The sequence below is a fragment of the Amycolatopsis sp. NBC_00438 genome (assembly GCF_036026695.1).
Taxonomy (GTDB): domain Bacteria; phylum Actinomycetota; class Actinomycetes; order Mycobacteriales; family Pseudonocardiaceae; genus Amycolatopsis.
Genome location: NZ_CP107923.1, coordinates 6,185,978 through 6,211,464 on the forward strand (window position 1 = coordinate 6,185,978; position 25,487 = coordinate 6,211,464).

25 protein-coding genes are annotated in these 25,487 nt (G+C 71.0%); 19 read left to right on the forward strand and 6 right to left on the reverse strand.

What is annotated here, in order from left to right:
- Positions 1–24: 24 nt before the first annotated feature.
- Together OG494_RS27535 and OG494_RS27540 are read right to left on the reverse strand one after the other, a co-directional pair.
- The gene (locus OG494_RS27535; protein WP_328443464.1) at positions 25–465 is read right to left on the reverse strand and encodes a Clp protease N-terminal domain-containing protein; all 441 of its coding nucleotides are present in this window, start codon (positions 463–465) and stop codon (positions 25–27) included.
- A gap of 7 nt (positions 466–472) precedes the next feature.
- A complete protein-coding gene (locus tag OG494_RS27540; RefSeq protein ID WP_328443466.1) occupies positions 473–676 on the reverse strand; it encodes a hypothetical protein in 204 nt (67 codons plus the stop codon).
- A 183-nt stretch (positions 677–859) separates the two neighbouring features.
- On the opposite strand from OG494_RS27540, the gene OG494_RS27545 reads away from it, so the two are divergent.
- The 13 genes from OG494_RS27545 (at position 860) to OG494_RS27605 (ending at position 13,949) form a co-directional block, all read left to right on the forward strand.
- Positions 860–2,248, forward strand: coding sequence for an FAD-dependent monooxygenase (locus OG494_RS27545; RefSeq protein ID WP_328443468.1), 1,389 nt, complete (start codon positions 860–862; stop codon positions 2,246–2,248).
- A gap of 8 nt (positions 2,249–2,256) precedes the next feature.
- The gene (locus OG494_RS27550) at positions 2,257–3,249 is read left to right on the forward strand and encodes an LLM class flavin-dependent oxidoreductase (protein WP_328443470.1); all 993 of its coding nucleotides are present in this window, start codon (positions 2,257–2,259) and stop codon (positions 3,247–3,249) included.
- 528 nt (positions 3,250–3,777) lie between these two features.
- Positions 3,778–4,572: an MlaE family ABC transporter permease gene (locus OG494_RS27555; RefSeq protein ID WP_328443472.1), complete on the forward strand. Its 795-nt coding sequence runs from the start codon at positions 3,778–3,780 to the stop codon at positions 4,570–4,572.
- 2 nt (positions 4,573–4,574) lie between these two features.
- Positions 4,575–5,426 (forward strand): MlaE family ABC transporter permease, encoded by an 852-nt coding sequence (locus tag OG494_RS27560; protein ID WP_328443474.1) that lies wholly within the window; start codon positions 4,575–4,577, stop codon positions 5,424–5,426.
- The gene (locus OG494_RS27565; RefSeq protein ID WP_328443476.1) at positions 5,423–6,697 is read left to right on the forward strand and encodes an MCE family protein; all 1,275 of its coding nucleotides are present in this window, start codon (positions 5,423–5,425) and stop codon (positions 6,695–6,697) included. Before OG494_RS27560 ends, OG494_RS27565 begins: the two co-directional genes overlap by 4 nt.
- The gene (locus OG494_RS27570; RefSeq protein WP_328443478.1) at positions 6,694–7,698 is read left to right on the forward strand and encodes an MCE family protein; all 1,005 of its coding nucleotides are present in this window, start codon (positions 6,694–6,696) and stop codon (positions 7,696–7,698) included. Before OG494_RS27565 ends, OG494_RS27570 begins: the two co-directional genes overlap by 4 nt.
- The gene (locus OG494_RS27575) at positions 7,695–8,687 is read left to right on the forward strand and encodes an MCE family protein (protein WP_328443480.1); all 993 of its coding nucleotides are present in this window, start codon (positions 7,695–7,697) and stop codon (positions 8,685–8,687) included. The genes OG494_RS27570 and OG494_RS27575 overlap by 4 nt, the downstream gene beginning before the upstream one ends.
- Positions 8,684–9,718, forward strand: a complete 1,035-nt coding sequence (locus OG494_RS27580) for an MCE family protein (RefSeq protein ID WP_328443481.1) — start codon at positions 8,684–8,686, stop codon at positions 9,716–9,718. The genes OG494_RS27575 and OG494_RS27580 overlap by 4 nt, the downstream gene beginning before the upstream one ends.
- The gene (locus OG494_RS27585) at positions 9,715–10,794 is read left to right on the forward strand and encodes an MCE family protein (RefSeq protein ID WP_328443483.1); all 1,080 of its coding nucleotides are present in this window, start codon (positions 9,715–9,717) and stop codon (positions 10,792–10,794) included. The genes OG494_RS27580 and OG494_RS27585 overlap by 4 nt, the downstream gene beginning before the upstream one ends.
- On the forward strand, positions 10,794–12,002 hold the full coding sequence (locus OG494_RS27590; protein ID WP_328443485.1) for an MlaD family protein: 1,209 nt from the start codon (positions 10,794–10,796) through the stop codon (positions 12,000–12,002). The genes OG494_RS27585 and OG494_RS27590 overlap by 1 nt, the downstream gene beginning before the upstream one ends.
- Positions 11,990–12,490, forward strand: coding sequence for a hypothetical protein (locus OG494_RS27595; RefSeq protein ID WP_328443487.1), 501 nt, complete (start codon positions 11,990–11,992; stop codon positions 12,488–12,490). The genes OG494_RS27590 and OG494_RS27595 overlap by 13 nt, the downstream gene beginning before the upstream one ends.
- Complete coding sequence (locus OG494_RS27600) at positions 12,490–13,224, forward strand: hypothetical protein (protein ID WP_328443489.1); 735 nt, start codon at positions 12,490–12,492, stop codon at positions 13,222–13,224. The genes OG494_RS27595 and OG494_RS27600 overlap by 1 nt, the downstream gene beginning before the upstream one ends.
- An 80-nt stretch (positions 13,225–13,304) precedes the next feature.
- Positions 13,305–13,949 carry a hypothetical protein gene (locus OG494_RS27605; protein WP_328443491.1) on the forward strand — a complete coding sequence of 215 codons (645 nt, stop codon included), beginning with the start codon at positions 13,305–13,307 and terminating at the stop codon, positions 13,947–13,949.
- Between the two features lie 43 nt (positions 13,950–13,992).
- Here OG494_RS27605 and OG494_RS27610 read toward each other — a convergent pair whose 3' ends face one another.
- On the reverse strand, positions 13,993–14,877 hold the full coding sequence (locus tag OG494_RS27610) for an RCC1 domain-containing protein (RefSeq protein WP_328443493.1): 885 nt from the start codon (positions 14,875–14,877) through the stop codon (positions 13,993–13,995).
- 426 nt (positions 14,878–15,303) lie between these two features.
- Here OG494_RS27610 and OG494_RS27615 point away from each other — a divergent pair, with 426 nt between their 5' ends.
- From OG494_RS27615 to OG494_RS27630, 4 genes are all read left to right on the forward strand, one after another.
- Positions 15,304–15,942: a DUF6801 domain-containing protein gene (locus OG494_RS27615; RefSeq protein ID WP_328443495.1), complete on the forward strand. Its 639-nt coding sequence runs from the start codon at positions 15,304–15,306 to the stop codon at positions 15,940–15,942.
- A gap of 81 nt (positions 15,943–16,023) precedes the next feature.
- On the forward strand, positions 16,024–17,475 hold the full coding sequence (locus OG494_RS27620; RefSeq protein ID WP_328443497.1) for a DUF6801 domain-containing protein: 1,452 nt from the start codon (positions 16,024–16,026) through the stop codon (positions 17,473–17,475).
- 10 nt (positions 17,476–17,485) lie between these two features.
- Complete coding sequence (locus OG494_RS27625) at positions 17,486–18,049, forward strand: hypothetical protein (protein WP_328443499.1); 564 nt, start codon at positions 17,486–17,488, stop codon at positions 18,047–18,049.
- A 9-nt stretch (positions 18,050–18,058) separates the two neighbouring features.
- Positions 18,059–18,526 (forward strand): DUF6801 domain-containing protein, encoded by a 468-nt coding sequence (locus tag OG494_RS27630; protein ID WP_328443501.1) that lies wholly within the window; start codon positions 18,059–18,061, stop codon positions 18,524–18,526.
- Here OG494_RS27630 and OG494_RS27635 read toward each other — a convergent pair.
- Positions 18,523–19,800 (reverse strand): PucR family transcriptional regulator, encoded by a 1,278-nt coding sequence (locus OG494_RS27635; RefSeq protein ID WP_328443503.1) that lies wholly within the window; start codon positions 19,798–19,800, stop codon positions 18,523–18,525. The genes OG494_RS27630 and OG494_RS27635 overlap by 4 nt on opposite strands.
- A 295-nt stretch (positions 19,801–20,095) precedes the next feature.
- Here OG494_RS27635 and OG494_RS27640 point away from each other — a divergent pair, with 295 nt between their 5' ends.
- Together OG494_RS27640 and OG494_RS27645 are read left to right on the forward strand one after the other, a co-directional pair.
- Positions 20,096–20,794 carry a hypothetical protein gene (locus OG494_RS27640; protein WP_328443505.1) on the forward strand — a complete coding sequence of 233 codons (699 nt, stop codon included), beginning with the start codon at positions 20,096–20,098 and terminating at the stop codon, positions 20,792–20,794.
- Positions 20,791–21,171 (forward strand): GntR family transcriptional regulator, encoded by a 381-nt coding sequence (locus OG494_RS27645; RefSeq protein ID WP_328443507.1) that lies wholly within the window; start codon positions 20,791–20,793, stop codon positions 21,169–21,171. Before OG494_RS27640 ends, OG494_RS27645 begins: the two co-directional genes overlap by 4 nt.
- Positions 21,172–21,219: 48 nt before the next feature.
- On the opposite strand, the gene OG494_RS27650 is transcribed toward OG494_RS27645, so the two are convergent.
- Positions 21,220–22,011: an arginase family protein gene (locus OG494_RS27650; RefSeq protein ID WP_328443509.1), complete on the reverse strand. Its 792-nt coding sequence runs from the start codon at positions 22,009–22,011 to the stop codon at positions 21,220–21,222.
- On the reverse strand, positions 22,008–25,385 hold the full coding sequence (locus OG494_RS27655) for a pyruvate carboxylase (RefSeq protein WP_328443511.1): 3,378 nt from the start codon (positions 25,383–25,385) through the stop codon (positions 22,008–22,010). The genes OG494_RS27650 and OG494_RS27655 overlap by 4 nt, the downstream gene beginning before the upstream one ends.
- Between the last annotated feature and the right edge of the window lie 102 nt (positions 25,386–25,487).

A 25,487-nucleotide genomic window follows, 5' to 3' on the forward strand; every position in this document is an offset into this window, starting at 1 on the left:
CGACTCAGAGGGAAAAGCCGATTTTCACAATCGGCGCCGGATTTCTTCGCGATCGACGCCGAGCGCGGCGAACAGGTCCGCCGCCGGGTCCGGCGGGGTCACCGACAGCAGGACCCGCAGCAGCTCCAGCGGATCCCGGCGGCGCGGCACCCCGCGGATCGCCTCGTTGACCACCGCCCGGGCGTTCGACGTCAGCGCTCCCGGCGTCAGCTTCGCGCGTCTCCGCGGGACAGCCGCCGGGCGGAGGCCTTCGACGTCGATACCCAGCGCCGTCAGGGCTTCGCGGTCCAGGCGGTCGAGGGCGGCGTGGGCCGCGGCCAGGTCGACGCCGAGGGCCCGCGCGCAATCGGCGTTGTGGAGCAGGCCGAGCAGCAGGTGTTCGGTCCCCAGACGACGGTCGCCGCGGCGGCGGGACTCCTCCAGGGCCTCCGCGACGACCGAGGCGAACGGGCTCTTGGCGATCATCCGGGCCTCACTTCCCGTGCTTCGTGTGCACCGACTGCCGCGCGACGCCGAGGGCGTCACCGATCTGCTCCCACGACCAGCCGCGGTCCCGGGCGTGCGCGACCGCCGCCGTCTCGACCTGCTCGGCGAGCCGGTGCAGCGCACCGACAGCCCGCAGCGCGACCGCCGGATCGGTTTCCGAAATCCGCCCGGAAAGCTCTTCCGCCTCCATGGTTTGTCAGTCTAGCCTGACACACGACGTCAGTTCAAACTGACAGAGACATCCGGGGCTTCGCCCCGGGCCGGGGGCTTCGCCACCCGGAACCCCCCAAGGACAAGAGAGACATCCGGGGCTTCGCCCCGGGCCGGGGGCTTCGCCACCCGGAACCCCCCAAGGACAAGAGAAGGAGGCGTCATGGACGTAGCGGTGATCGGAGCGGGCCCGGTGGGCCTGATGCTGGCGGCGGAGCTGCGGCTCGGCGGGATCACGCCGGTGGTGCTCGACCGGCGGGCGACCCCGGACGAGCGGCCGCGCGCGAACGGGCTCGGCGGCCGGATCGCCGAGCAGCTCGACCACCGGGGGCTGCTGGAGAAGTTCGCGGCCGAAGCGGCGTTCGCCGGGCCGTTCCCCGGGTTCCCGTTCGGGCCCGTGCCGCTGGACTTCACGAAGCTCGGCAGCCCGCCGCTGCGCGGGCTCATGCTGCAACAGCCCCGGCTGGAGGCGCTGCTCGGCGAACGGGCCGTCGAACTCGGCGTCGAGATCCGGCGCGGACACGAACTCGTGGACGTCGGCACGGTTCTCGGCCCGGACGGCGAGTACCGGCTGGACGCGGAGTACGTCGTCGGCTGCGACGGCGCGCACAGCCGCGTCCGCGACCTGGCCGGCATCGGCTTCCCCGGCACGACCGACGACGAACTGCTGCGGTTCGGCCACTTCCGGACGGACCGGCCGTTCGACCTCTTCACCACGGCGTACGGCCTGAACCGGGGCTGGAACCGGCGTCCGGCCGGGCGCGTGCTGGTGACGTCCTTGACGCCGGGCGTGGTGATCGCCGGTGTCCGTGAGGTGACGCCGGAGCCGTCCGGCGAACCGACGCTCGACGAGTTCCGCGAGAGCGTCCGGCGGGTGCTCGGCGCCGACCTGCCGCTGGGCGAGCCGCTGTGGCTGTCGCGGACGGTCAGCTCGGCCCGGCTCGCCGAGCGCTACCGGGCCGGGCGGTTCCTGCTGGCCGGCGACGCCGCGCACGTCTTCCCGGCCGGGGGCTCAGCGCTGAACGTCGGGCTGCTGGACGCCGTCAACCTCGGCTGGAAGCTCGCCGCCGTCGTCCGCGGCGAAGCCGGCGAGGCACTGCTCGACAGCTACGACGCCGAACGCCGCCCGGTCGCGGCGCGGACGTTGACGCAGACCCGCGTCCAAGCCCTGCTCGAACGCCTGACCGGCGAGGACGGCGACGCGCTGCGGACGCTCTTCGGCGAGCTGGCCGCGTTCGAGGAGCCGACCCGGCACCTCGCCGGGCTGCTGCGAGACGCCGACGAGCTGCCCTACGTCGCCGACCTGCCGCTGACCGTCGACGGCGAGAAGACCCGCGTGGCCGAGATCATGCGGGACGCCCGCACCGTGCTGTTCGACCTCGCGGACCGCGCCGACCTGCGGGAAGCCGCCGGATCGCGCGTGAAGATCGTCACAGCCACGTGCCCGGAGGTGGTGGAGGACGCGCTGCTCGTGCGGCCGGACGGCGTCGTCGCCTGGCGTGGCGGCGATCCGGCGGCGTTGCGGGAAGTTATCGGGGCACCGGGGCGTTGACCCCGGTTGTGAGCTCACTGCCTGATGTGCCGCTGTCCGTGCTCGACCTGTCCCCCGTGTCCGAGGGGATCAGCATCGGGGAGACGTTGCGCAACACCCTCGACCTCGCCCGCGCCACCGAGCGGCTGGGCTTCAACCGCTACTGGCTGGCCGAGCACCACAACATGCCCGGCATCGCCAGCTCGGCAACGGCGGTGCTGATCGGCCACGTCGCCGACGCGACCGAGCGCATCCGCGTCGGCTCCGGCGGGGTCATGCTGCCCAACCACGCGCCGCTGGTCGTCGCCGAGCAGTTCGGCACCCTTGAGGCGTTCCACCCGGGCCGCATCGACCTGGGCATCGGCCGCGCGCCGGGCACCGACCAGCGGACGGCGCTCGCGCTGCGCGGGCCGGGCGGGCTGTCGGCGGAGAACTTCCCGGAGCACCTGCAGGAGCTGATCGGCTACTTCACCCACTCGGAGGCCCGCGGGGTCAACGCCGCCGTCGCCGAGGGCAACCAGCCGCCGATCTGGCTGCTGGGTTCGAGCGGCTTCAGCGCGCAGCTCGCCGGCCGGCTCGGGCTGCCGTTCTCCTTCGCGCACCACTTCGCCGCGGAGAACACCATCCCGGCGGTGCAGCTCTACCGCGACAACTTCCGGCCCGGGGTGCTGGAAGAGCCGTACGTCATGCTCGGCACGTCCGTGGTCGCCGCCGAGACCGACGAGCGCGCCCAGTTCCTGGCCGGGCCGTCCGGCCTGACGTTCCTCAGCCTGCGCCGCGGCCGCCCGATCGCCATGCCGACGCCCGAAGAGGCGGCGGAGTACCCGTACACCGAGATGGACCGCGCGTTCCTCGCCGACCGCTTCGGCTCGAGCATCATCGGCTCGCCCGAGACGGTCCACAAGGGACTCCAGCAGCTCCTCGACGACACGGACGCCGACGAGCTGATGATCACGACGATGGTCCACGGCCACGCGGACCGCATCCGGTCCTACGAGCTGATCGCCGGCCTCAAGTCCTGACGGGCTTCCGGAACGCCGGCACTCGGTCGGCGTTCCGGACAACTCCGGCGAACACGCGTACCGGAAGGGTCGGTTCGCGTACCCGGACGGTCGGGTCGCGTGCCTGGAGAGTCGGGTCGCGTGTCTGGACGGACGTCGCTCTTGCGCTTACCCTGCCGGGCAACCTCTCCGGCAGGGTTGATGTGTCGTCCATCCGGGTACTGCTCAGGACCGGGAATGGGCCGGACTGTGCAGCCGTGAACAGTGCGCGCGTCCGGGGCGGGATTTTCCTTTCCTCAGTTGACAACAAGATCCGGGCCGTTTGTCAGTAATCGACAAGAAATGCGCGGTTACCAGGCCGTGACCGCGTGATCATGCTCAAGTTCTTGTCTCCCAGCAGGGCCGTGGTTAGCGTACCGACCAGTAGGAAACGGCACGGTGACCCCCGAGACCGTGAATGGCCGACATTAGGTACCCCGTTCGGACCAGTCTCATTTACTCACCTCGGGTGTATTCGTCGTGCCCGCGAAACACTGGGGAGGCACTCGAATGGCCGAACGGACGACGACGACGTCGTTCCCCGGGGCCGCCGCGCTGCGGCAGACCGGGCGGCTTTACGCGCTCGGCCTCGACGTCGTCAAGCTGACGTTCCGGCGCCCCTTCCAGACGCGGGAGCTGATCCAGCAGTTCTGGTTCATCGCGAGCGTCTCGATCCTGCCGACGGCCCTGGTGTCGATCCCGTTCGGCGCGGTCATCGCGCTGCACATCGGGTCGCTCACCACGCAGATCGGCGCACAGTCGTTCACCGGCGCGGCGAGCGTGCTGGCCATCATCCAGCAGGCCGCCCCGATCGTGACGGCGCTGCTCATCGCCGGCGCCGGCGGCAGCGCGATGTGCGCGGACCTCGGCTCCCGCACCATCCGCGAGGAGATCGACGCGATGGAGGTGCTCGGTGTCTCGCCGGTCCAGCGCCTGATCGTGCCGCGGGTACTCGCCGCGATGGGTGTCGCGGTCTTCCTCAACGGCATGGTGAGCGTGGTCGGCGTGCTCGGCGGCTACTTCTTCAACGTCGTCATGCAGCACGGCACCCCGGGCGCGTACCTGGCGAGCTTCTCCGCCCTCGCCCAGCTGCCCGACCTGTGGATCAGTGAGATCAAGGCGCTCATCTTCGGCTTCGTCGCCGGGGTCGTCGCCTCCTACCGCGGGCTCAACCCCAAGGGCGGGCCGAAGGGCGTCGGCGACGCGGTGAACCAGTCCGTGGTCATCACGTTCCTGCTGCTGTTCGTGCTGAACCTGGTGCTCACCACCGTCTACCTGCAACTCGTGCCGCCCAAGGGGAGCTGAGCGTGACCACCACGGAAGTCCCCAAGACCGCGCGGGTGCGCGAAGCCGTCGACCGCCGCTTCGGGTTCCTCGACACCCTCGGCGACCAGATCCTGTTCTTCCTGCGCGCGATCGCCTGGATCCCGCGCGCGCTGCGCCGCTACCTGCGCGAAGTCGTCCGGCTGCTGGCCGAGGTCAGCTTCGGCAGCGGCGCGCTCGCCGTCATCGGCGGCACGATCGGCGTGATGATCGGGATGACCGTCGCCACCGGCACGGTCGTCGGGCTGCAGGGCTACTCCGCCCTCAACCAGGTCGGCACGTCGGCGTTCGCCGGGTTCGTCTCGGCCTACTTCAACACCCGCGAGATCGCGCCGCTCGTCTCCGGCCTCGCACTGAGCGCCACCGTCGGCTGCGGGTTCACCGCGCAGCTCGGCGCGATGCGCATCTCCGAGGAGATCGACGCGCTCGAGGTCATGGGCATCCCGAGCGTCCCGTACCTGGTGACGACGCGGGTGATCGCCGGTTTCCTCGCCGTCATCCCGCTCTACGCGATCGGCCTGCTCTCGAGCTACCTCGCGTCGCGGCAGATCACCGTGTGGTTCTTCGGCCAGTCCGCGGGCACCTACGACCACTACTTCCTGCTGTTCCTGCCGCCCGGCGACGTGCTCTGGTCGTTCGGGAAGGTCCTGGTGTTCAGCATCGTCGTGGTCCTGGCGCACTGCTACTACGGCTTCCGCGCGAGCGGCGGCCCGGCCGGGGTCGGCGTCGCCGTGGGCCGCGCCGTGCGCACCGCGATCGTCGCGATCAGCGTGCTCGACTTCTTCCTGTCCCTGGCCATCTGGGGCGCGACGACCACCGTGCAGGTGGCCGGATGAGACGGGAAACCCGCCGCAAGGCCGGGGTCCGCACCGCCGGGGTGCTGTTCCTGGTCGTGATGGGCGTGCTGGTCACGCTGTCCATCAAGGTCTACGACAAGGACTTCGTCGCCACGGTGCCGGTGACGCTCAAGGCGAGCCGCATCGGCAACCAGCTCTCCCCCGGCGGCCAGGTCAAGGCCCGCGGCGTGCTGGTCGGCGAGATCCGCGACGTCAAGGCGACGCCGGAAGGCGCGGAGATAGCGCTTGCTCTGGAGCCGGGCAAGGTCGGCATGCTGCCGAAGGACGTCTCCGCGTTGCTGGTGCCGAAGACGCTGTTCGGCGAGCGGTACGTCCAGCTGTCCATCCCGGACGGCGACCGGGGCCCGCACCTGAGCGCGGGTGACGTCATCGCGCAGGACCGCTCGGCCAACGCGATCGAGCTGGAACGCGTCTTCGACAACCTGTTGCCGCTGCTCAAGGCCGTCCAGCCGCAGAAGCTCGCGACGACGCTGACCGCGGTGTCGACGGCGCTGCAGGGCCGCGGCGAGCAGCTCGGGCAGACGATCGACACGGCCGCGAGCTACCTCAAGGAGTTCAACCCCAACCTGCCGCAGCTCACCTCGGACATCCGGGACCTGGCGACGGTTTCCCAGGTGTACGGCGACATCGCGCCCGACCTGCTCGACGCGCTCACCGCCTCCGCCGTCACGCTCGACACGGTCAAGGAGAAGCAGGCCGATCTCGCCGGGGTCTACCAGCAGGTGACGTCGTCGTCGCAGGAGATCACGACGTTCCTGCAGAACAACCACGACAACCTCATCTCCCTGGCCGCCGACAGCCGCGCGCCGCTGGAGATCGCCGCGAAGTACTCCCCCAGCTTCGCCTGCACCCTCGCTTCGCTGAACGCCCTGAGGGGATCCATGGACAAGGTGCTCGGCGCGGGCACGAACGAACCGGGCCTGCACGCCGAGGTCGCGGTGACCGCCGACAGCGGCAAGTACCTGCCCGGCAAGGACGACCCGCGTTTCACCGACGGCGGCGAACCCCGCTGTTACCCCTCCGGCGTCGCCCCGACCGCCGGCACCGCCGCGGCCGCCCCCGGTGCCACCGGTCACCCGCTGCTGCCCGGCGGCGAGGGTGACCTCGGCGTCGCGAACTCGCCGCAGGAACAGCAGCTGCTCGCCACGCTCGTCGCGCCGTCGATCGGCGTGCCGGACGCGCAGGTGCCCGGGTGGAGCAGCGTGCTCGTCGGGCCGCTCTACCGCGGCACGGAGGTGAAGCTCAAGTGAGGAACATCGCCTCCCCGCTGATCAAGAGCCTCATCTTCATCGTCGTCACCGCGCTCGCCACGACCCTGCTGGCCATCTCCATCACGAACTCCGGCCTCGGCGACGCGAAGCCGTACTCGGCGAAGTTCCTCGACGCGACTTCGCTCAACGTCGGTGACGACGTGCGCATCTCCGGCGTCCGGGTCGGCCAGGTCGAGTCCCTCGACATCAGCGACCACAACCGGGCGCGGATCGGGTTCTCCCTCGACAGCGGCCGCCGGCTGCCCGCCGACGTCCACGCGGTCATCAAGTACCGCAACATGGTCGGGCAGCGCTACATCGCGCTCGAACGCGGCACCACCGGGACGCGGGACCTGCTGCCCGAGGGCGGCGAGATCCCGCTGGGCCGCACGACACCCGCGCTCGACCTGACCGACCTGTTCAACGGCTTCAAGCCGCTGTTTCAGGCACTCTCGCCCAACGACGTCAACGAGCTCTCCGGCGAGATCGTCCAGGTGCTGCAGGGCGAAGGCGGCACCGTCGAGAGCCTGCTCGCCCACACCGGTTCGCTGACGACCACGCTCGCCGGGCGCGACAAGGTGATCGGCGAGGTGATCGGGAACCTCAACTCGGTCCTGAAGACGGTCAACGGCAAGGGTGACGCGCTCGCGAACCTGGTCTCCACGCTGCGGCAGCTGGTGTCCGGCCTGGCCGGCGACCGCGCCGCGATCGGCGACGCCATCAGCGGCATCGGCGACCTCACGCAGTCCACCGCCGGGTTGTTCGAGCAGGCCCGCCCGCCGCTCAAGGCCAGCATCGCCGGCCTGCAGGGTGTCGCCGGGAACCTGGCCCAGAACCAGTCCGATGTGGACAGTTTCCTGACGAACCTGCCGGTCAAGTTCACCGAGATCGGCCGGGTCGCCTCCTACGGCTCGTGGATGAACTTCTTCCTCTGCCGAGCCACCCTGGAAACCACGCCCGAGCGCGGTGTGTACGTCCCGACGCCGAGGTGTGAGTCGTGAAGTCCTTCAAGGAGCGCAACCCGCTCGTGCTCGGGGTGATCGGCAGCGTCGCGCTGGCCGCGCTGCTCACCATCACGTTCAACTACGACAACCTGCCGATCGTCGGCGGCGGCACGACCTACGAGGCCGAGTTCTCCGAAGCGGCCGGCCTGCAGGCGGACGACGAGGTCCGGATCGCCGGCATCAAGGTCGGCGAGGTGCGCGACGTCGAGCTGGCCGACGACCACGTGCTCGTGTCGTTCCGGGTCAAGGACGCCTGGGTCGGCGACCGCACGTCGGTCCAGATCAAGATCAAGACGTTGCTGGGCCGCAAGTTCCTCGCGCTGGACCCGAGCGGCGACGCCGTGCAGAACCCGGACCAGGCGATCCCGCGGACCCGGACCGTCACGCCCTACGACGTCACCGATGCCTTCAACGGGCTCGCGAACACCGTCGGCTCGATCGACACCAAGCAGCTCGCCGACAGCTTCACCACGTTGTCGGACACCTTCCGCAACTCCCCCGAGCACGTCCGCAGCGCGCTCGACGGCCTGTCGCAGCTGTCGAAGACGGTGTCGAGCCGCGACAGCCAGATCTCCGAGCTGCTGGCCAACGCCCGGACGCTGACCACGACCCTGGCGAACTCGAACGACGACTTCGAGAAGCTGATCGACGACGGCAACCTGCTGCTCACCGAGCTGAACCGGCGCCGCGACGCGATCCACGACCTGCTCACCGGCTCGGCCCGGCTGGCCGACCAGCTCAGCGGGCTGGTGCAGGACAACACCGCGCAGCTCAAGCCGGCGCTGGAGGCCCTCAAGCAGGTGACCGACCTGCTCAAGCGGCAGAACGACAACCTGACCAAGGGCTTGCAGCTGGCCGGGCCGTACTTCCGCGTCGTCACCAACACGACCGGCAACGGCCGCTGGATCGACGCCTACCTCTGCGGCCTGCTGCCCGAGAACCACGACCCGTGCGTCCCGCCGAAGAACCCGGGAGGGACCAAGTGAGCGCGCTGACCACCACCAGGGCCGGGGTCCTGACCAGCCGGTTCATCGCCGCCGCCCTGCTGCTCGCGCTGGTCGTGACGGCCGCGCTGTGGTGGGTGTTCGCCGGCAGCGGCCAGCACCACGTCACGGCGTTCTTCTCCCGCGCGGTCGGCGTCTACCCCGGCTCCGACGTCCGCGTGCTCGGCGTCCGGATCGGCCAGGTCGACGCCGTCACCCCGCGCGGCGAGCAGGTGCAGGTCGACATGACCGTCGACGGCTCGGTCGGCGTCGCCCAGGACACGACCGTCCTGGTCATCGCACCCAGCGTCGTCGCCGACCGCTACGTCCAGTTCGCCAAGCCGGCCCGCGGCGGGCCGCGGCTGCCGGACGGCGCGTCGATCCCGGTGCAGCGCACGGCGACGCCGGTGGAGCTCGACCAGCTCTACGCCAGCCTCGACTCGCTGACCAAGGCCCTCGGCCCGAACGGCGCGAACTCCCAGGGCGCGCTGTCGGACCTGCTGAAGACCGGCGCGGACAACCTGCAGGGCAACGGCCAGGCGTTCAACGACAGCGTCAAGAACTTCGCCCAGCTCGCCCGCACGCTGGCCGGCAACTCGGGCGACCTGTTCGGCACCGTCGACGAGCTCCAGCAGTTCACGACCATGCTCTCCACCAACGACCAGCAGGTCAGCAGCGTCAACCAGCAGCTCTCGCAGGTGTCGAGCACGCTGGCCGCCAACAGCGGCGAGCTGGCCCACGCCCTCGACGGCCTGGGCCGCGCGCTCGGTGACATCCAGGGGTTCATCCGCGACAACCGCGGCGCGCTCAAGGCCAATGTGGACAACCTGGTGACGACCACGCAGACGCTCGTCGAGCAGCGCGCGTCACTGGCCGGCACGCTCGACGCCATCCCGCTCGCCGTGACGAACGTGCTCAACGCGGTCGACCCGAACACCGGACGGCTGATGGGGCGCGCGAACCTCGACTACTACCAGGAGTCGCTGCCATTGCCGCTCACCGGGGACGTCTACACCAACGGGGGTGGGCGATGAAGCGGGCCCTCGCCGCCGCGGCCGTCGGCTGTCTCCTGCTCACCGGCTGTTCCGCGGGTGAGTTCAAGGGCGTCTACGACCTGCCGCTGCCCGGTGGCGCCGACGTCGGCGACCACCCCTACGACGTCACCGTGCAGTTCGCCGACGTCCTCGACCTGGTGCCGCAGGCCGCGGTGAAGGTCGGCGACGTCCCGGTCGGGCGCGTCCGGGAGATCCGGCTCGGCGACGACGGCTGGACGGCCGAGACCGTGCTGGAGGTCAACGGCAACGTCGCGCTGCCCGCCGACGCCGTCGCGCGGCTGCGCCAGTCCAGCCTGCTGGGCGAGAAGTTCGTCGAGCTGGCGCCACCGGACGACACCACGGCCGCGCAGAGCGGCCCGCGGCTCGCGAACGGCGCCACGATCACCCTGGACCGCACCAACCGCAACCCCGAGTTCGAAGAGATCTTCGGCGCGTTGTCCCTGCTGCTCAACGGCGGCGGGATCGGGCAGCTGCAGACGATCAACCGCGAGCTGTCGAAGGTGCTGGACGGCAACGAAGAGCAGATCCGCTCGTTCCTGGGCGGGGTGAACACCTTGATGACCGACCTGGACGCGCACCGCTCCGACATCACCGAGGCGCTCGACGGCCTGAACCGGCTGTCGGCGACCCTGGCCAACCGCCACGAGCAGGTGTCCGGCGCGCTCACCGACCTGACGCCGGGCCTGCAGTCGCTGAGCGAGCAGCGCACGCAGCTCGTCTCGATGCTGCAGTCGCTGGACCGGCTTTCGACGGTGGCCACCGACGTCGTCGACCGCAGCCGCGACGACATGGTCGCCGACCTGCGGGCGCTCGCGCCGATCCTGGGGCAGCTGGCGAAGGCCGGCGACAACCTGCCGCAGTCGCTGCAGATGCTGCCGACGTTCCCCTTCCCGGACTCCGTGCTCCCGGCGGTGAAGGGCGACTACATCAACGTCTACACGTCGATGATCCCGGCGGCCGGGGTGCCGCTGCCCGACCCGGGCCAAGGTGTTCCGCCCGGTCTGCCGACGCTCCCGCTGCCCAGCGGCGAAGCCCGCGTCTCCGGAGGCCGCTGATGCTGACGCGCAGAGTGCGGATCCAGGTGATCCTGTTCGTGATCATCGCCTTGGCGACCACGGCTTTCGTGGGCGCCAACTACGCGGGTCTCGGCCGGTTGTTCGGCTCCGGCAGCTACACGGTCAAGCTGGAGCTCGCCGAAGGCGGCGGCCTCTTCACCAACGGCGAGGTGACCTACCGCGGCGTCGCCGTCGGGCGGGTCGGCGAGCTCCGGCTCACCACCACCGGCACCGAAGCCGACCTGCTGATCGACGACGGCGCCCCGCCGATCCCGGAGAACTCCCAGGCCGTGGTGGCGAACCGGTCCGCGGTCGGCGAGCAGTACGTCGACCTGCAGCCGCGCACCTCCGACCGGCCCTACCTCGCGCAGGGTTCGGTGATCCGGCGCGAATCGACGACCTTGCCGCTGCCGGTGAACAACCTGCTGACGGACCTGGACTCGTTCACCGCGTCGGTGCCGACGCAGGACCTGCGCACGGTGGTGAACGAGCTCGACGACGCCCTGCGCGGCGCCGGCCCGGACCTGCAGACGCTGATGGACTCGGCGACGACGTTCACCCAGGAAGCGAGCACGCACCTGCCGCAGACGTCGAAGCTGATCGGCGACGGCGCGACCGTGCTGCGCACCCAGGTCGACTCCGCCGCCGAATGGCGCTCGTTCAGCAGCAACGCCAAGGTGTTCGCCCAGCAGCTGGCCAGTTCCGACGGCGACCTGCGGCGGCTGATCGCGACCGCGCCGCCCGCGGCGACCGAACTTTCGTCGTTGCTGAAGGAGAACGACCCGGGCCTGCCGATCCTGCTGGCCAACCTGCTGACGACGTCGCGGGTGTTCGCCACCCGCACCGACGCCGAGCAGCAGCTGCTGGTCAACACGCCCAAGGCCGTCGCGGCCGTGGGCTCGGCGCTGAACGACCAGGGCGACGCGCTGCGGATGGGGCTGGTGCTCAACTTCGACAACCCGCCGCCGTGCCGGCAGGGCTACGAGGGCACGCCGCACCGGCCGAGCACCGACGTCTCGCCGCTGCCGTTCCGGACCGACGCGGCGTGCACGCTGCCGTACGGGAACGAGAGCTCGGTGCGCGGCACGCAGAACGCGCCGCACCCGGCCGTGCCGGCCCCCGCCCTGCCGGGCGGGCTGACCGGCCCGCTCGGGCTCGGCACCCAGGCGACGTCGACGAGCCTCGAGGAGATGCTGTGGCTGCGGTGAAGTATCTGCCCTGGGTGCTGGTGGCGACCGCGGCGGTGTTCGCGGGCGGCTCGGGCTACGCGTGGTATTCGGCGTCGAACGACCCGGCCCTGACCTACGGCGCCGCCCGTGACGACGCGCTGTCGAGCGGCCGGACCTTGGTGGCGGAGCTGAGCAGCCTGGACTACCACGACGTCGACGGCGGCCTGGGCCGCTGGCTGGCGGCGTCGACGGGCCCGCTGCACGACCAGCTGGCCCACACCGACGACACGACGAAGAAGACCCTCGCGGCGAACGCCACGGTGGCGACGGGCCGCGTCCTGGACGCGGCGTTGAGCGAGCTGGACGAGCACGCGGGCACCGCGAAGCTCCTGGCTTCGGTGGAGATCACGATGGCGAAGCAGGGAACGGCCCCGGCGGTCAAGCGCAACCGCTTCGCGGCCGCGCTGACACGCACTCCGGACGGCTGGAAGCTGAGCGCGCTCGACCAGCTGCCGGTGGGTGCGTGATGAGCCGCACGGAAGAGATCACGGCGATCGACGAAGCCGACGAGCGCGACCTCGTCACCCAGCCCGAAGCCGACGCCGAGACCGACGCCGACGCTGTCGCCACCGAGACGGAGACCGAGACCGACGACTCCGGCGACTCCGACGTGGTCCCCGAGGCAGCTGATGCGGACGAAGCGGACTCCGCCGAAGCGGCACTTTCACGTGAAAGTGCCGCTCCGACCCCGCGGCCGGCCTGGCTGCGGCTGCCCGCGCTCCTGCTCGCCGCCGCCGTCCTGCTGACCGGCGCCGGCGTCTGGTTCACCTTCGAAGCGCGGTCCGCCTCGGGGAACCCGGCCGCCGACAACCTCGCCCTCACCGACGTCGGCGCGACCGCCGACGTCACCTCGGCCGTCACCCTGGCCATGAACCGGATCTTCTCTTATTCCTACGACAAGACCGACGTCACCGAAAAGGCCGCCGCGGCGGTCCTGCGCGGGTCGGCCAAGGATTCCTACGACAAGCTCTTCGCCCAGGTCCGCGAGAAAGCGCCGGCACAGAAACTGGTGCTCACCTCTCGCGTTTCGGCGATCGCCGTGCAGGATCTCCGGAATGGTCACGCGCGGTTACTCGTCTTTCTCGATCAATCAGCCGTTCGCGCCGACAACAATGCGACCGACAGCGCCGCGGCTCAGCTTTCCGTGACCGCGGAACACACCGGCGACGGCTGGGTCGTCACCGAACTCGAACCGCGCTGACGCCGTTCCACCGAATAGCGCACTTCACCGGTTCCGGAAGCATCCGGAACCGGCCGGGAAAATCGCAAGGGAGAACAACTATGTCCGTGGCAACGCAGCTGAAGAGACTGGCTGTGCTCACGTCGGCGGCGGCCGTCGTCCTGACCGGGGTCGCCGTGACACCCGCGTCGGCCGACATCATTCCCATCGCGGTGTCCTACAAGGTCACCGGCTCCACCACGGTCAAGAAGACCGGCAGCGCCTTGAAGCTCGGCCCGGGCAGCCTCAAGGGCAACCTGCTGATCGACGACCAGACCGGGTCGGTCGGCCTCAGCGCCGACCTGGCGCTGCCGCCGGCGCAGGCCGACATCTCCCTGCTGTCGGGGATCTTCCGGATCAAGGCGAAGGTGAAGGTCACGCCGCTCGGCCCGGCCACCGGCACGATCGCCGACGGCAACCTGGTCACCAAGGCCAAGGCCAACATGGAGATCTACGACATCTGGGCCGGCCCGATCGTGCCGATCATCCCGCTGCCGACCGTGCCGGGCAGCTGCAAGACGAAGACCCCGCTCGACCTGACGCTCAGCGCCCAGGACATCGACATCACGGCGCCCGCGATCACCGTCAAGGGCACCTACACGATCCCGGAGTTCAGCAACTGCTTCATCGCCGACATCGCGCTCGGCGCCCTGATTTCCGGGCCGGGCAACACGATTTCGCTCGACCTCGCCAACGACGCCACCTGATCCGGCCGCGGGTGGCGGGCTTCCGGGCCCGCCACCCGCAGGTTCAGCAAGCCGCGTTCGGATCCGTCTTCAGCACAAAACTGTCGTTGTCCCCGGCGGCCACCGCGAACACCGGGCCGCAGGTCAGCGGCGACGACTCCCCGACGATGTTCGAGCCCCAGACGACGATGTCCCCGTTCGTCTTGTACGCCAGGTTGTGGTTGAACCCGGCGTCGATGCCCGCGACGTCGGACAGGGCTTCCGGCGGCACGTCGACCTGCAGGTAGTTGTCCCGGCCCCACGCGTAGACCCGGCCGCCCTTCAGCGCCAGGCTGTGCTGGTACCCGGCGGAGACCGCCGTGACCCCGGACGACAGGCCGGCCGGCACCGTCGCCTGGCCGTAGATGTTGCTCCCCCAGGCCAGCACGCCGCCGTTCTTGAGCGCCAGGTTGTGGTCACCACCGGCGGAAATCGCGCTCACGCCGGACTGCGCGACCGCGGGCACGTCGGTCCGCGTCCCCCAGCTGATCACCTGCCCGCCCTGCTTCAGCGCGAGACTGTGCATGTTGGACGCCGAGATCGCGATGACGCCGCTGCCCACCGCCGCGGGCAGGGTGGTCTGGCCGTACCAGTTGTTGCCCCAGGCCAGGACCTTGCCGTTCTTCAGGGCCAGTTCGTGCCCCCAGCCGGAGGCGATCTGGCTGACCCCGGAGGTCGCCGCCGCGGGGATCTGGTTGGCGCCCCAGTTGTTCGCGCCCCACGCGAGGACCGCGCCGCCCTTCAGCGCCAGCGCGGTCGTGCTGCCCGCCGACACGGCGGTGACCCCGTCCAGCGTCGCCGGCGGCGGGATCGTGACGTCGAAGTCCGGCTTGCCCCAGCCGATGACGCCGCCGACACCGGCCGCGTACGCGGGCGACGCGCACAACGAAGCGGTCGTCGCCACGGCCACCGCGAATGCGGCTCCCTTCAGTGATACCCGTCCACAACGGGAAGTACCCGGCACGGTAGCCTCATTTCTCCGGTTTCGTTATCCGGCATTGCCCGGCAAGATCACAAATGGTAGACCGTTCGGCACAGCGGTTCGCCGTCGCGACCGCTCTTTGTCACAATCCGCCAAATCCTTCGGCGATGCTGCGCCGACGCGCACAAGAAATCGATACTCCCGCGCGGGGCCTCACCCACGCAAGGACGAAGTCTTGTTCCGTACTGAACTGGCGAGTAGCCTCGATTTCGGCAGATGGACCTCCACCTCGCACGCCGGTGAATCGCGTCCCGCCACCCGGGGCAATGGGGTCGGTGAACGCGATGGGGGCGCGGCGGCGAGAAAATCGATCAGCCAAAGCCGAGACTGAACTGAATCAAAGGAGATGAAGCCATGTCCCGACTCAGCAGGCTGTCCGCCGGTATCGCCACCACCGCGACCGCCATCGGCGCCATCGCGGTGCTGACCGCCGGTGTCGCTTCCGCCGCGACGATCACCTACACCGCCGGCGGCACGACTCCCGTCACGTACAACTGCACCTTCCCGGGCATCTCGCCGCAGCCGGTCGCGGTCGTCGCGCACCTGGACGCGCCGAACTCGGTCGTGCACAGCACCACCGTCACCCCGAGCAACGTGAACGGCACCGCGACGATCTCCTCGACCGTCCACTCGCTGCTCACCGCGGTCGGCTACGACGGCATCCGGGGCACGGCCAGTGTGCCGGTCAGCGCGTCCTCGGGCACGCTGTCGCAGCCGGCGGCGACCGGGCTGAACATCCCGCAGGTGATCTACCCGACCGGCGGGGCGATCACGGTGAACATCGCGCAGGTCGCGACGTCCAGCATCCCGAACTGGACGGCGCCGTCCGCCGCGGGCACCGCCACGCTGTCGCTGACGAGCTCGCTGTCGGCGGCACTGGAATTCCACAAGAAGTCCACGAACACCTGGACGCCGTGGGCGATGAGCTGCACCCTGAAGGCGACGAGCCCGGTGCAGAACACCTCGTTCAGCCCGAGCATCACCGTCTCCTGATCCGGTGTCCCGGTGCGGGCCCCCTCGACGGGCCCGCACCGGGACTTCCCGGTCCCGCTCCCGAACCACCCGAGGAACCCGATGCCACGTCGAGTCCGGCCCCGCACCGTCACGGTGTCCGCGCTGGCGGCCGCCGGCCTGCTGTCCGCGGCGAACGGCGCGCTGACCGGGGTCGGTTCGGCCGCCCCCGCCCCGGCGGTCCCGCCGGACACGAAGGCGACGGCGTCGGTCTCGGTGACCTGCCCCTTCGCCGACCCGATCGGCTCGCGCGCGCTCACGGTCGAGACGTCGGCGACACTGCCCGCCCAGGCGAAGACCAGCTCCGCCGCGACGATCAGCGACTTCTCCGCGAAGTTCACGCTCCCCCGCGACGTCGCGCTCACCCTCCTGCCCGCCGGTGCCACGGCGGGATCGCTGCAGGGCACCGTCGCCACGAACATCTCCGTGCACCAGAGCGACCGCGCCGAGAAGGTCCCGGTCCCGCTGACCGTGGCGGCCACCCCACTGCCGGAGACCGGCGACGTCACCCTGACGGCGACCGGGACCGTGCCGCGGATCGCGATCAACACCATCGGCCCGGTCACCCTCGACGTCACCGCGCCGACGCTGGCGCTGGCCGCCGTCCCGCCGCCGGACGCGACCGCGAGCACCCAGCCCGCGCCCGGGATCGCCTGCACCCTGGACCCCGGCCAGCCGGCGACCCTGGGCAAGATCCTGGTCCTGCCGAAGGCCGCCACCACTCCGGGCACCAAGCAGAAGCAGCAGACCGGCCCCGGCGGAGTGTCCACATTGGACGACCCGGTTCCGCCGCTGGAGATCCCCACGCCGCTGGCGCTGGTCAGCGTCCTGACGACGTCGACCGTCGCCAAGCTCGGCGCCACCGTCGTCAGCGATCCCGCCTTCCTGATCAACGGGCTGTTCATCCTGGCGCTCGACCCCGACACCGGCGAGATCGTCGACCGCAAGGTCACCGGGTCGACCGTCTTCAAGCCGGCCACGGCCACCTTCCTCGGTTTCGGGTTCGTGCCGGTGACGGCGACCATCGAGTTCCTGCCGCTCGACTACCGGGACAGCAAGCTGATCGACATCTCCGGCGGCCTGCACGACGACCCGGTCACCGGCGAGCCCGTGCTGGACACGCAGCTGTCGGTGATCGCGCGGCTGAGCGAGGCGAAGGTCAACGGCGTCCCGCTCGACCTCGGCCCCGACTGCGTGACGGCCGAGCCGGTGTCGCTCGACCTGAGCGGCCCGTACGACCCGTTCAGCGTCGGGCACATCCGGACCGACCCGGAGAAGGGCTTCGTGCTGCCGGCGTTCCGCGGCTGCGGCGCCGGCGGCCAGGACCTGAACCCGCTGCTCACCGGGATGAGCTCCGGCCCGGGCAACCAGGCGTTCGTCGACACCTACAACCTGGTGCCCTGCGTGGAACCCGACCAGACCCAGTGCCCGGACGGCTCCAACCCGCCCTCGCCCGGCGGCGCCACGGCCCAGAAGACCCAGAACACGCAGAAGGCGGTCAGGAAACCGAACTGAGGGGCGACCCATGAGGGGAATCGGCACGGCCGTCGCGGCGGCTCTGCTCGTCACGGGCGTGACGGCGGCGACCGCGAACGCGACGACGATCACCGCCACGAGCGGGTTGACCTACACCTGCACGTACCCGGGGATCCCGCCGCGGCCGGCGACGCTGACGGCCCACCTCTCGGTGACCGATCCCCACACCGGGCAGGCTTTCACCGTCACGCCGTCGCTCACGCAGGTCTTCCCGGCCGCGGTGCACTCGCTGCTGACCGCGGCCGGCTACGACCAGGTGCGCGGCTCGATCGCCGCGACGTTCGCCGTTTCGGGCGCGACCCCGGCGTCCGGGACGATCGCGGGCGGCTTCCCGGCCCAGCCGATCACCACCTTCTCCGTGACCGGTTCGCCCCAGGTGTTCACGGCCGGTGCGGCGTTCGCCGTCGGGTTCACGCTGGGTCCGGCCGTCACCGAGGCCCTGGAGTTCCACCGTGCCAACGGAACGTGGGTCCCCTGGACGTCGAACTGCACGCTCGAGGTCACCAGCCCGGCCCAGAACACGGCGTTCTCCCCGAGCGTCCCGATCACCTAGGAGGACACCGTGTCCACCCGCTTCGCACCGGCCGCGGTCCTGGCGCTGGCGACCACGGCGATTCTCACCGGCCCGGACACGGTCGCCCCCGGCGCCACTTTCCGGATTTCCGACGTCTCCGGCAGCGTCACGCTGTCCCCGGCCGCCCACGCGAACCTCGCCGCCGGCGGCAGCGACGGCCTCGACAGCGGCTTCACCGCGGCGTTCGTCGAGGCGGCCAACGCGCCGCGCTCGTCGACCGTCTCCGCGACGGACGTACCGGCGATGTGGGGTCCCGACCCGGTGGTGATCGACTTCGACGGCGGCCGGCAGGTGCACAAGGCGGCCGCGTCGGGAACCGTCACGTTCCACGCCGACCGGCTGGCGCTGATCCTTTCGCTGCACCGGCCGGACGGCGCTCCCTCGGGCCCGACCGTGGTCTGCACGCCGGTCTCGGGCCAGAACACCGGCTTCGCGCCCACGATGCCGATCGGCTAGCTCGACGTCCACTGTGGACGGATCGCGCCCGTCCGCGGGATCGGCAGCAGGCCGGGGGCCGCGTAGTGCAGGGGTAGCGGCGCCGCGCCCGCGCGCAGCGCCAGCTCCATCTCGAACCGGGCGCCCGGGTCGCGGAGGCTCTCGCCGAAGGTCGCCTGCAGCTGGCGCATGCGGTAGCGGACCGTCTGGGGGTGGACGCCGAGGCGTTCCGCGATCTCCACGACGTTGCCCTGGCTGTCCAGCCAGGCGCGCAGCGTCTCCAGCAGCCGCTCCTGCTGTTTGCCCGTCATGTCCGCCAGCGGGGCGAACAACCGGTGGCGCAGGGTGCCGACCAGGCCGGTGTCGGAGTTGACGAGCAGCGTCGCCAGGTGTTCTTCGGCCCGCAGCACCGGGCGGGGCACCAGGACGCCGCGTTCGGCGAGCTGCAGCGCGTTCCGGGCCCAGCGCAGGGAATCCGCGACCGACGCCAGCGGCACGCACGGGCCGATCGAGAGGCGGCAGTCCGGCAGCGCCACCTGCAGCGTCGCCAGGCGCGCGCTGCCCAGCTGGCCGGGAACGACCAGTTTCGGGTCGGGGGTGTCGAGCTCGGCGAGGACGTCGGCGTCCAGGCCCGCGTGCCGGCGAGCGGGGGCGACGCCGTCGGCCGGGCAGACGGCCACCGGGGTGGCGTCGGTCGGGACCGTCCAGCCGATCAGCTGGGCCAGCTCGGCGATCGCCTTCGGCGAGGCCGGCGGCGTCTCGAGGATCAGGTGCAGCAGCTTGCGGCGCCAGGTGTCGAGCGCTCCCGCCGTGCGCGCCTTCGCTTCCAGGTAACCGTCGAGCGCGACGGAGGCGAGCTCGTCCATGAACGCCAGCATCGCGTCGGCCAGCTGGGACATCACGGCCGAGGAGAGGCCGCTCCGGCGTCCGACGCGCATGATCCGCCGCCACGACACCCGCGCGCCGACCCGGTAGGCCGACTGCAGCGTGTCGAGGCTGCGGCCTTCGCGCATCTCGTTCTGCCCGAGGCGGTGGTGGACGTCGTGGGACTGTTCCTTCGAGACCGTCGGGTCGGCGATCTGCGCGACGAACAGCGTGATCGCGTACTCGACGCCGGCCCGGATCGACTTGCCGTAGGGCCCGTCGAGCGGGCGGGCGTAGGCCGGGATGGTCGCGCGGATCTCGTCGACGATCTCGGCGGCGAGGCTGGCGAGCTCCGGGCGGAGGATGTCGGCGAGCTTGCGGGGTAGTGCGGCGGGTTGCGCAGGGTGTTCGAATCCGCGCTCCACCGACATCGCAGCTCCTTTGCTCCGCCCCAGAGGCCCCGCCCACGCGCGGCCGAGCACCCCGCGCCTGGTGCGGGGTGACACCGGACACATCGAAAAACTAGCCCGGAACGTGTCACACCTTCGAAGGGAAACCGATTTCTTGTCATCTTCGTGACAAGTTCACGAGGCACGTATGCGCAACGCTGACAAGTACCCCTCCGGCTGCGCGCGAATGTACGTACGAACGGACGTATCCGCTGCCCGGCGCGCACCCGGTCGCGCCCGCTTGTATCGTGTGGTTGATACAAGCGGGAGGTACGACATGGCGTGGGACAACATGCTCGCGATCGCGCTCTTCACGGGCCTGATCGGCCTGGCGATCCTGATCGTGCTCTGGCCGAACGACAAGCGCGGGGCCCGCCTGCTCGTGCGCTGGGGCGTGCCGGACCCGGACGCCGCCGAGGTGGCGCTCGCCGTCACCTACCTCAAGCGGCGCCGGTTCTGGTACCCGTGGCTCTACCTGGCGCTCCCGCCGCTGTTCGGCGGCGGCAACGACGGCGCCTCGATCGCCGGCACCCTGCTGCTCGGCGGCCTGATCGCCGAACTGCTGGCCCAGCGGCCCGCACGCGGCCCGCGGCGGGAGGCGGTCCTCGTCCGGCGGCGGCTGCTGGACGTCGTCCCGGCCTGGGCCCTGGTGCTCAGCGGGCTGGCGTCGGTGTCCGCGATCGCGCACCTGGCCCTGATCACGCAGTGGAAACTGCTGGCGGTGGCCGCGGGCACGACGGCCGTCTGCTGGGCGATCACCCTGCTGGCCGTGCGGCGCCCGGCGACCGGCGAGCCGCGCGCGGACCTGGCCCTGCGCTGCCGCAGCGCGCGCGTCGCCATCGGGCTGGGCATCGCCACCTGCACCGCGGTCGGCTGGACGGCGGGCAACCTCGGGTCGTTCCTGGTCGCCGTGGCCGGCATCGTCGCGTTCCTGGCTGTCACCGCGCCGCTGAAGAGGCTCCCGGCTCTCGCGTGAAGATCGTCGTCGACACCGAAACCGGCCTGGCGCCCTGGCGGCAGGTGCACGACCAGATCATCACGGCGGCCACGGCGGGCGCGCTCCCCGAGGGGACGCGCCTGCCGCCGATCCGCCAGCTGGCCCGTGACCTGGGCCTGGCGTCGGGCACGGTCGCCCGCGCGTACCGCGAGCTGGAGACGGCGGGCTGGGTGGAAACGGCCCGCGCCCGCGGCACGGTCGTCACGATCCCCACGGACCGCCCGGATCCGGCGGCGCTGCTCCTGGCCGCGGCCACCGACTACGCGACCCGGGCCCGCGACCTCGGCGCGAACCTCGACATCGCCCTCGACGCCGTCCGCAAGGCCTACCCCACCGGCGATCCGGAAAGTCCGTGAAGGCCACCTTGAGGGACTCTATGTCCCTCAAGGTGGCCTTCACGGACTTCAGGGTGTGAGCAGCCGGCCGAGCGCGGCCAGCACCGGTTCCAGGACTTCGACCTCGCGCGGGTTGCCCACACACTCGGTGATCCCCGCGCCGATGACGTCGTAGGCCGCCAGCGCGTCCAGCGACGACACCAGCTGCGCGATCGTCCACCCGTCCGGCTCGGGGTAGTTGAGCCCGCCGAACTCCGTCGGTTCCAGCACATCCAGGTCCACGTGCACGTACAGCTTCTCCGCGCCCGCCAACGCATCGACCGACGTGACTGCCAGCCCCCGCGCGACCGCCGCACGCTCTTCCGGGTCGAACACCCGGGTCCCCAGCAGCACCGCGCGTCCCGGCTCCAGAGCCGGAGCAGCCGCGAACTCCGGGTCGCCCTCGCCGAGCAGCGACCGCAGCACCATCCCGTGGAACGCGCCCGACGGCGACGTCGCAGCCGTGTTCAGGTCCGCGTGGGCGTCGAACCACGCGACCCCCAGGCCCGGCCCGTACCGGAACCGGGCGACGCCGATCGGGACCAGCTCGACGCCGCAGTCGCCGCCGATCGTCAGGACCGGGCCGCCCGGTGCCTCCAGGGCGGCCAGCTGCGCCGCCCGGTTCGGGCCGGTCAGCACGGCGCGGTTGGCGATCCCGCCGTCCACTTCGGACAGTTCCCGGCTCTGCGGGACGTGGTGCACGGGCCGGCCGAGCACGTGCCCGGCCAGCTCCGCGAGCGCCGCACAGCCCCCGGGCAGCTCGCCCGCCCGGGGGCCCACCGCGCCTTGCCGCTGCGGTACGGCGTTGATCAGCGGGCTCACTCCAGGACGAGCAGGAGGTCGCCGCCCTCGACCTGCTGGACGGCGTTGATCGCGCGGCGCGCCACCTTGCCGCCCGCGGACGCCGTGATCGACGCCTCCATCTTCATCGCCTCGATCGTCGCGACCGTGGCACCGGCCTCGACCGTGTCACCCTCGTTGACCTGCAGCGTGACGACGCCGGCGAACGGCGCCGCGACCTGCTTCGGGTTGCCCTTCTCCGCCTTCTCGGTCGCCGGGATGTCCGAGGCGATCGAGTGGTCGCGGATCTGGATCGGCCGCAGCTGGCCGTTGAGCGTCGACATCACCGTGCGCAGGCCGCGTTCGTCGGCCTCGCCGATCGCCTCCAGCTCGATGATCAGCCGCACGCCCTGCTCGAGGTCGACCTGGTACTCCTCCCCCGGGCGCAGCCCGTAGAAGAAGTCCTTGCTGGGCAGCACGGAGGTGTCGCCGTAGGCCTCGCGGTGCGCCTCGAACTCCTTGGTGGGCCCGGGGAACAGCAGCCGGTTGAGCGTCCGGCGGCGGTTCTCGGCCAGCGCGGTACGGTCCTCTTCGGACAGTTCCTGCACCGGCTTCGCCGCCGCGCGGCCTTCGAGGGCCTTGGTGCGGAAGGGCTCCGGCCAGCCGCCCGGCGGGTCGCCGAGCTCGCCGCGCAGGAAGCCGATCACCGAGTCGGGGATGTCGAACTTGTTCGGCTCCGCCTCGAAGTCCGCCGGGGAGACGCCCGCGCCGACCAGGTGCAGCGCGAGGTCGCCGACGACCTTGGACGACGGCGTCACCTTCACCAGGTGGCCGAGGATCTTGTCGGCCGCGGCGTACATCGCCTCGATGTCCTCGAACCGGTCGCCCAAGCCCAGCGCGATGGCCTGCGTCCGCAGGTTCGACAACTGCCCGCCCGGGATCTCGTGGTGGTAGACGCGCCCGGTCGGCGAAGCCAGCCCGGCCTCGAACGGCGCGTAGATCTTGCGCACGCTCTCCCAGTACGGCTCCAGCTCGCCGATCGCGTCCAGGCTCAGCCCGGTGGTGCGGTCGGAGTGGTCGGTGGCCGCCACGATCGACGACAGCGACGGCTGCGACGTCGTGCCCGCCATCGACGACACCGCGCCGTCGACGGCGTCCGCGCCCGCGTTGATCGCCGCGAGGTAGGTGGCCAGCTGGCCACCCGCGGTGTCGTGGGTGTGGATGTGCACCGGCAGGTCGAACTCCTTGCGCAGCGCGGTGACCAGCCGGGTCGCCGCGGGCGCGCGCAGCAGCCCGGCCATGTCCTTGATCGCCAGGACGTGCGCCCCGGCGCCGACGATCTGCTCGGCCAGCTTGAGGTAGTAGTCGAGCGTGTAGAGCTTCTCGCCCGGGTCCGACAGGTCCGAGGTGTAGCAGAGCGCCACCTCGGCGACCGCGGATCCGGTCTCGCGCACGGCTTCGATGGCCGGGCGCATCTGCTCGACGTCGTTGAGCGCGTCGAAGATCCGGAAGATGTCGATGCCGGTCTTCGTGGCTTCTTCGACGAAGGCGGTGGTCACCTCGGTCGGGTACGGCGTGTAGCCGACGGTGTTGCGCCCGCGCAGCAGCATCTGCAGGCAGATGTTGGGCACGGCCTCGCGCAGCGCGGCGAGCCGCTCCCACGGGTCCTCGGCGAGGAACCGCAGCGCGACGTCGTAGGTCGCGCCGCCCCAGCACTCCAGCGACAGCAGCTGCGGCACGGTGTTCGCGACGACCGGCGCCACCGCGAGCAGGTCCTTGGTGCGGACGCGGGTCGCGAGCAGCGACTGGTGCGCGTCGCGGAAGGTCGTGTCGGTGACACCCACGTGCGGCGACTTCCGCAGCCACTCCGCGAACCCGCCCGGGCCCAGTTCGACGAGCTTCTGCTTCGAACCGGCGGGCGGCTGGGCGTCCTTCGGCAGCTTCGGCAGCTTGAGCGTCGCGTCCGGGGTCTTCGGGCGCTCACCGTGCGGCTTGTTGACCGTCTGGTCGGCGAGGTAGGTCAGCAGCCGCGTGCCGCGGTCGGCGGAGTGCCGCGCGGTCAGCAGGTGCGGGCGCTCCTCGATGAACGACGTCGTGACGCGCCCGGCGCGGAAGTCCGGGTCGTCGAGCACGGCCTGCAGGAACGGGATGTTCGTGGCCACCCCGCGGATCCGGAACTCGGCGACGGCACGGCGCGCGCGGCCGACGGCGGTCTCGAAGTCGCGGCCGCGGCAGGTGAGCTTCACCAGCAGCGAGTCGAAGTGGGCGCTGATCTCGGTGCCGGAGAAGGCGGTGCCGCCGTCGAGCCGGATGCCCGAGCCGCCCGGCGAGCGGTAGGCGGAGATCATCCCGGTGTCCGGGCGGAAGCCGTTGGCCGGGTCTTCGGTGGTGATGCGGCACTGCAGCGCGGCGCCGCGCAGGTAGATCTTGTCCTGGCTCAGGCCCAGGTCGTCCAGGGTCTGGCCGGAGGCGATCCGCAGCTGCGACTGCACGAGGTCGACGTCGGTGACCTCTTCGGTGACCGTGTGCTCGACCTGGATGCGCGGGTTCATCTCGATGAAGACGTGGTTGCCCTGCTTGTCGAGCAGGAACTCGACGGTGCCGGCGTTGCGGTAGCCGATCTGGCGCGCGAACTTCACGGCGTCGGCGCAGATCCGGTCGCGCAGCTCGGGGTCGAGGTTCGGCGCCGGGGCCAGCTCGACGACCTTCTGGTGGCGCCGCTGCACCGAGCAGTCGCGCTCGTAGAGGTGGATGACGTTGCCCGCGGCGTCGGCGAGGATCTGCACCTCGATGTGCCGCGGCTCGACGACGGCCTTCTCGAGGAACACCGTCGGGTCACCGAAGGCGGACTCCGCCTCGCGCGCCGCGGCTTCGATGGACTCGCGCAGCTGCGCCGGCTCCAGGACTCGGCGCATGCCGCGCCCGCCACCACCGGCGACGGCCTTGACGAACACCGGGAAGCCCAGCTCGTCGGCCGCCGCGACCAGCGCGTCGATGTCGCTGGAGGGCTCCGAAGAGCCGAGCACCGGGACACCGGCCTCGCGCGCGGCCTTGACCGCGCGGGCCTTGTTACCGGTGAGTTCGAGGATGTCGGCGCTCGGGCCGACGAAGGTGATCCCCGCTTCCTCGCACGCGCGCGCGAGGTCCGGGTTCTCCGACAGGAAGCCGTAACCCGGGTAGACGGCGTCGGCCCCGGCCTTCTTCGCCGCGGCCACGATTTCGTCGACCGAAAGATAAGCGCGCACGGGGTGACCGGGTTCGCCGATCTCGTACGCCTCGTCGGCCTTCAGCCGGTGCAGCGAGTTGCGGTCTTCGTGGGGGAACACGGCGACCGTGCCCGCGCCCAGTTCGAAGCCGGCGCGGAACGCGCGGATCGCGATCTCACCGCGGTTGGCCACCAGCACCTTGCGGAACATGCCCGGTCCTTCCCGTTTGGATCGGTAGTCAGCGCACGTTACCCGGTTTTTCCCGGTGGGCGGGAGCTGCATACCAGGTGATGGACATCATGCGCGTGGAAA

Coding starts and splice junctions, on each gene's coding strand:
- OG494_RS27535 (WP_328443464.1), bottom strand. CDS start 465: ATGATCGCCAAGAGCCCGTTCGCCTCGGTCGTCGCGGAGGCCCTGGAG.
- OG494_RS27540 (WP_328443466.1), bottom strand. CDS start 676: ATGGAGGCGGAAGAGCTTTCCGGGCGGATTTCGGAAACCGATCCGGCG.
- OG494_RS27545 (WP_328443468.1), top strand. CDS start 860: ATGGACGTAGCGGTGATCGGAGCGGGCCCGGTGGGCCTGATGCTGGCG.
- OG494_RS27555 (WP_328443472.1), top strand. CDS start 3,778: ATGGCCGAACGGACGACGACGACGTCGTTCCCCGGGGCCGCCGCGCTG.
- OG494_RS27565 (WP_328443476.1), top strand. CDS start 5,423: ATGAGACGGGAAACCCGCCGCAAGGCCGGGGTCCGCACCGCCGGGGTG.
- OG494_RS27585 (WP_328443483.1), top strand. CDS start 9,715: ATGAAGCGGGCCCTCGCCGCCGCGGCCGTCGGCTGTCTCCTGCTCACC.
- OG494_RS27590 (WP_328443485.1), top strand. CDS start 10,794: ATGCTGACGCGCAGAGTGCGGATCCAGGTGATCCTGTTCGTGATCATC.
- OG494_RS27600 (WP_328443489.1), top strand. CDS start 12,490: ATGAGCCGCACGGAAGAGATCACGGCGATCGACGAAGCCGACGAGCGC.
- OG494_RS27605 (WP_328443491.1), top strand. CDS start 13,305: ATGTCCGTGGCAACGCAGCTGAAGAGACTGGCTGTGCTCACGTCGGCG.
- OG494_RS27615 (WP_328443495.1), top strand. CDS start 15,304: ATGTCCCGACTCAGCAGGCTGTCCGCCGGTATCGCCACCACCGCGACC.
- OG494_RS27620 (WP_328443497.1), top strand. CDS start 16,024: ATGCCACGTCGAGTCCGGCCCCGCACCGTCACGGTGTCCGCGCTGGCG.
- OG494_RS27625 (WP_328443499.1), top strand. CDS start 17,486: ATGAGGGGAATCGGCACGGCCGTCGCGGCGGCTCTGCTCGTCACGGGC.
- OG494_RS27635 (WP_328443503.1), bottom strand. CDS start 19,800: ATGTCGGTGGAGCGCGGATTCGAACACCCTGCGCAACCCGCCGCACTA.
- OG494_RS27640 (WP_328443505.1), top strand. CDS start 20,096: ATGGCGTGGGACAACATGCTCGCGATCGCGCTCTTCACGGGCCTGATC.
- OG494_RS27655 (WP_328443511.1), bottom strand. CDS start 25,385: ATGTTCCGCAAGGTGCTGGTGGCCAACCGCGGTGAGATCGCGATCCGC.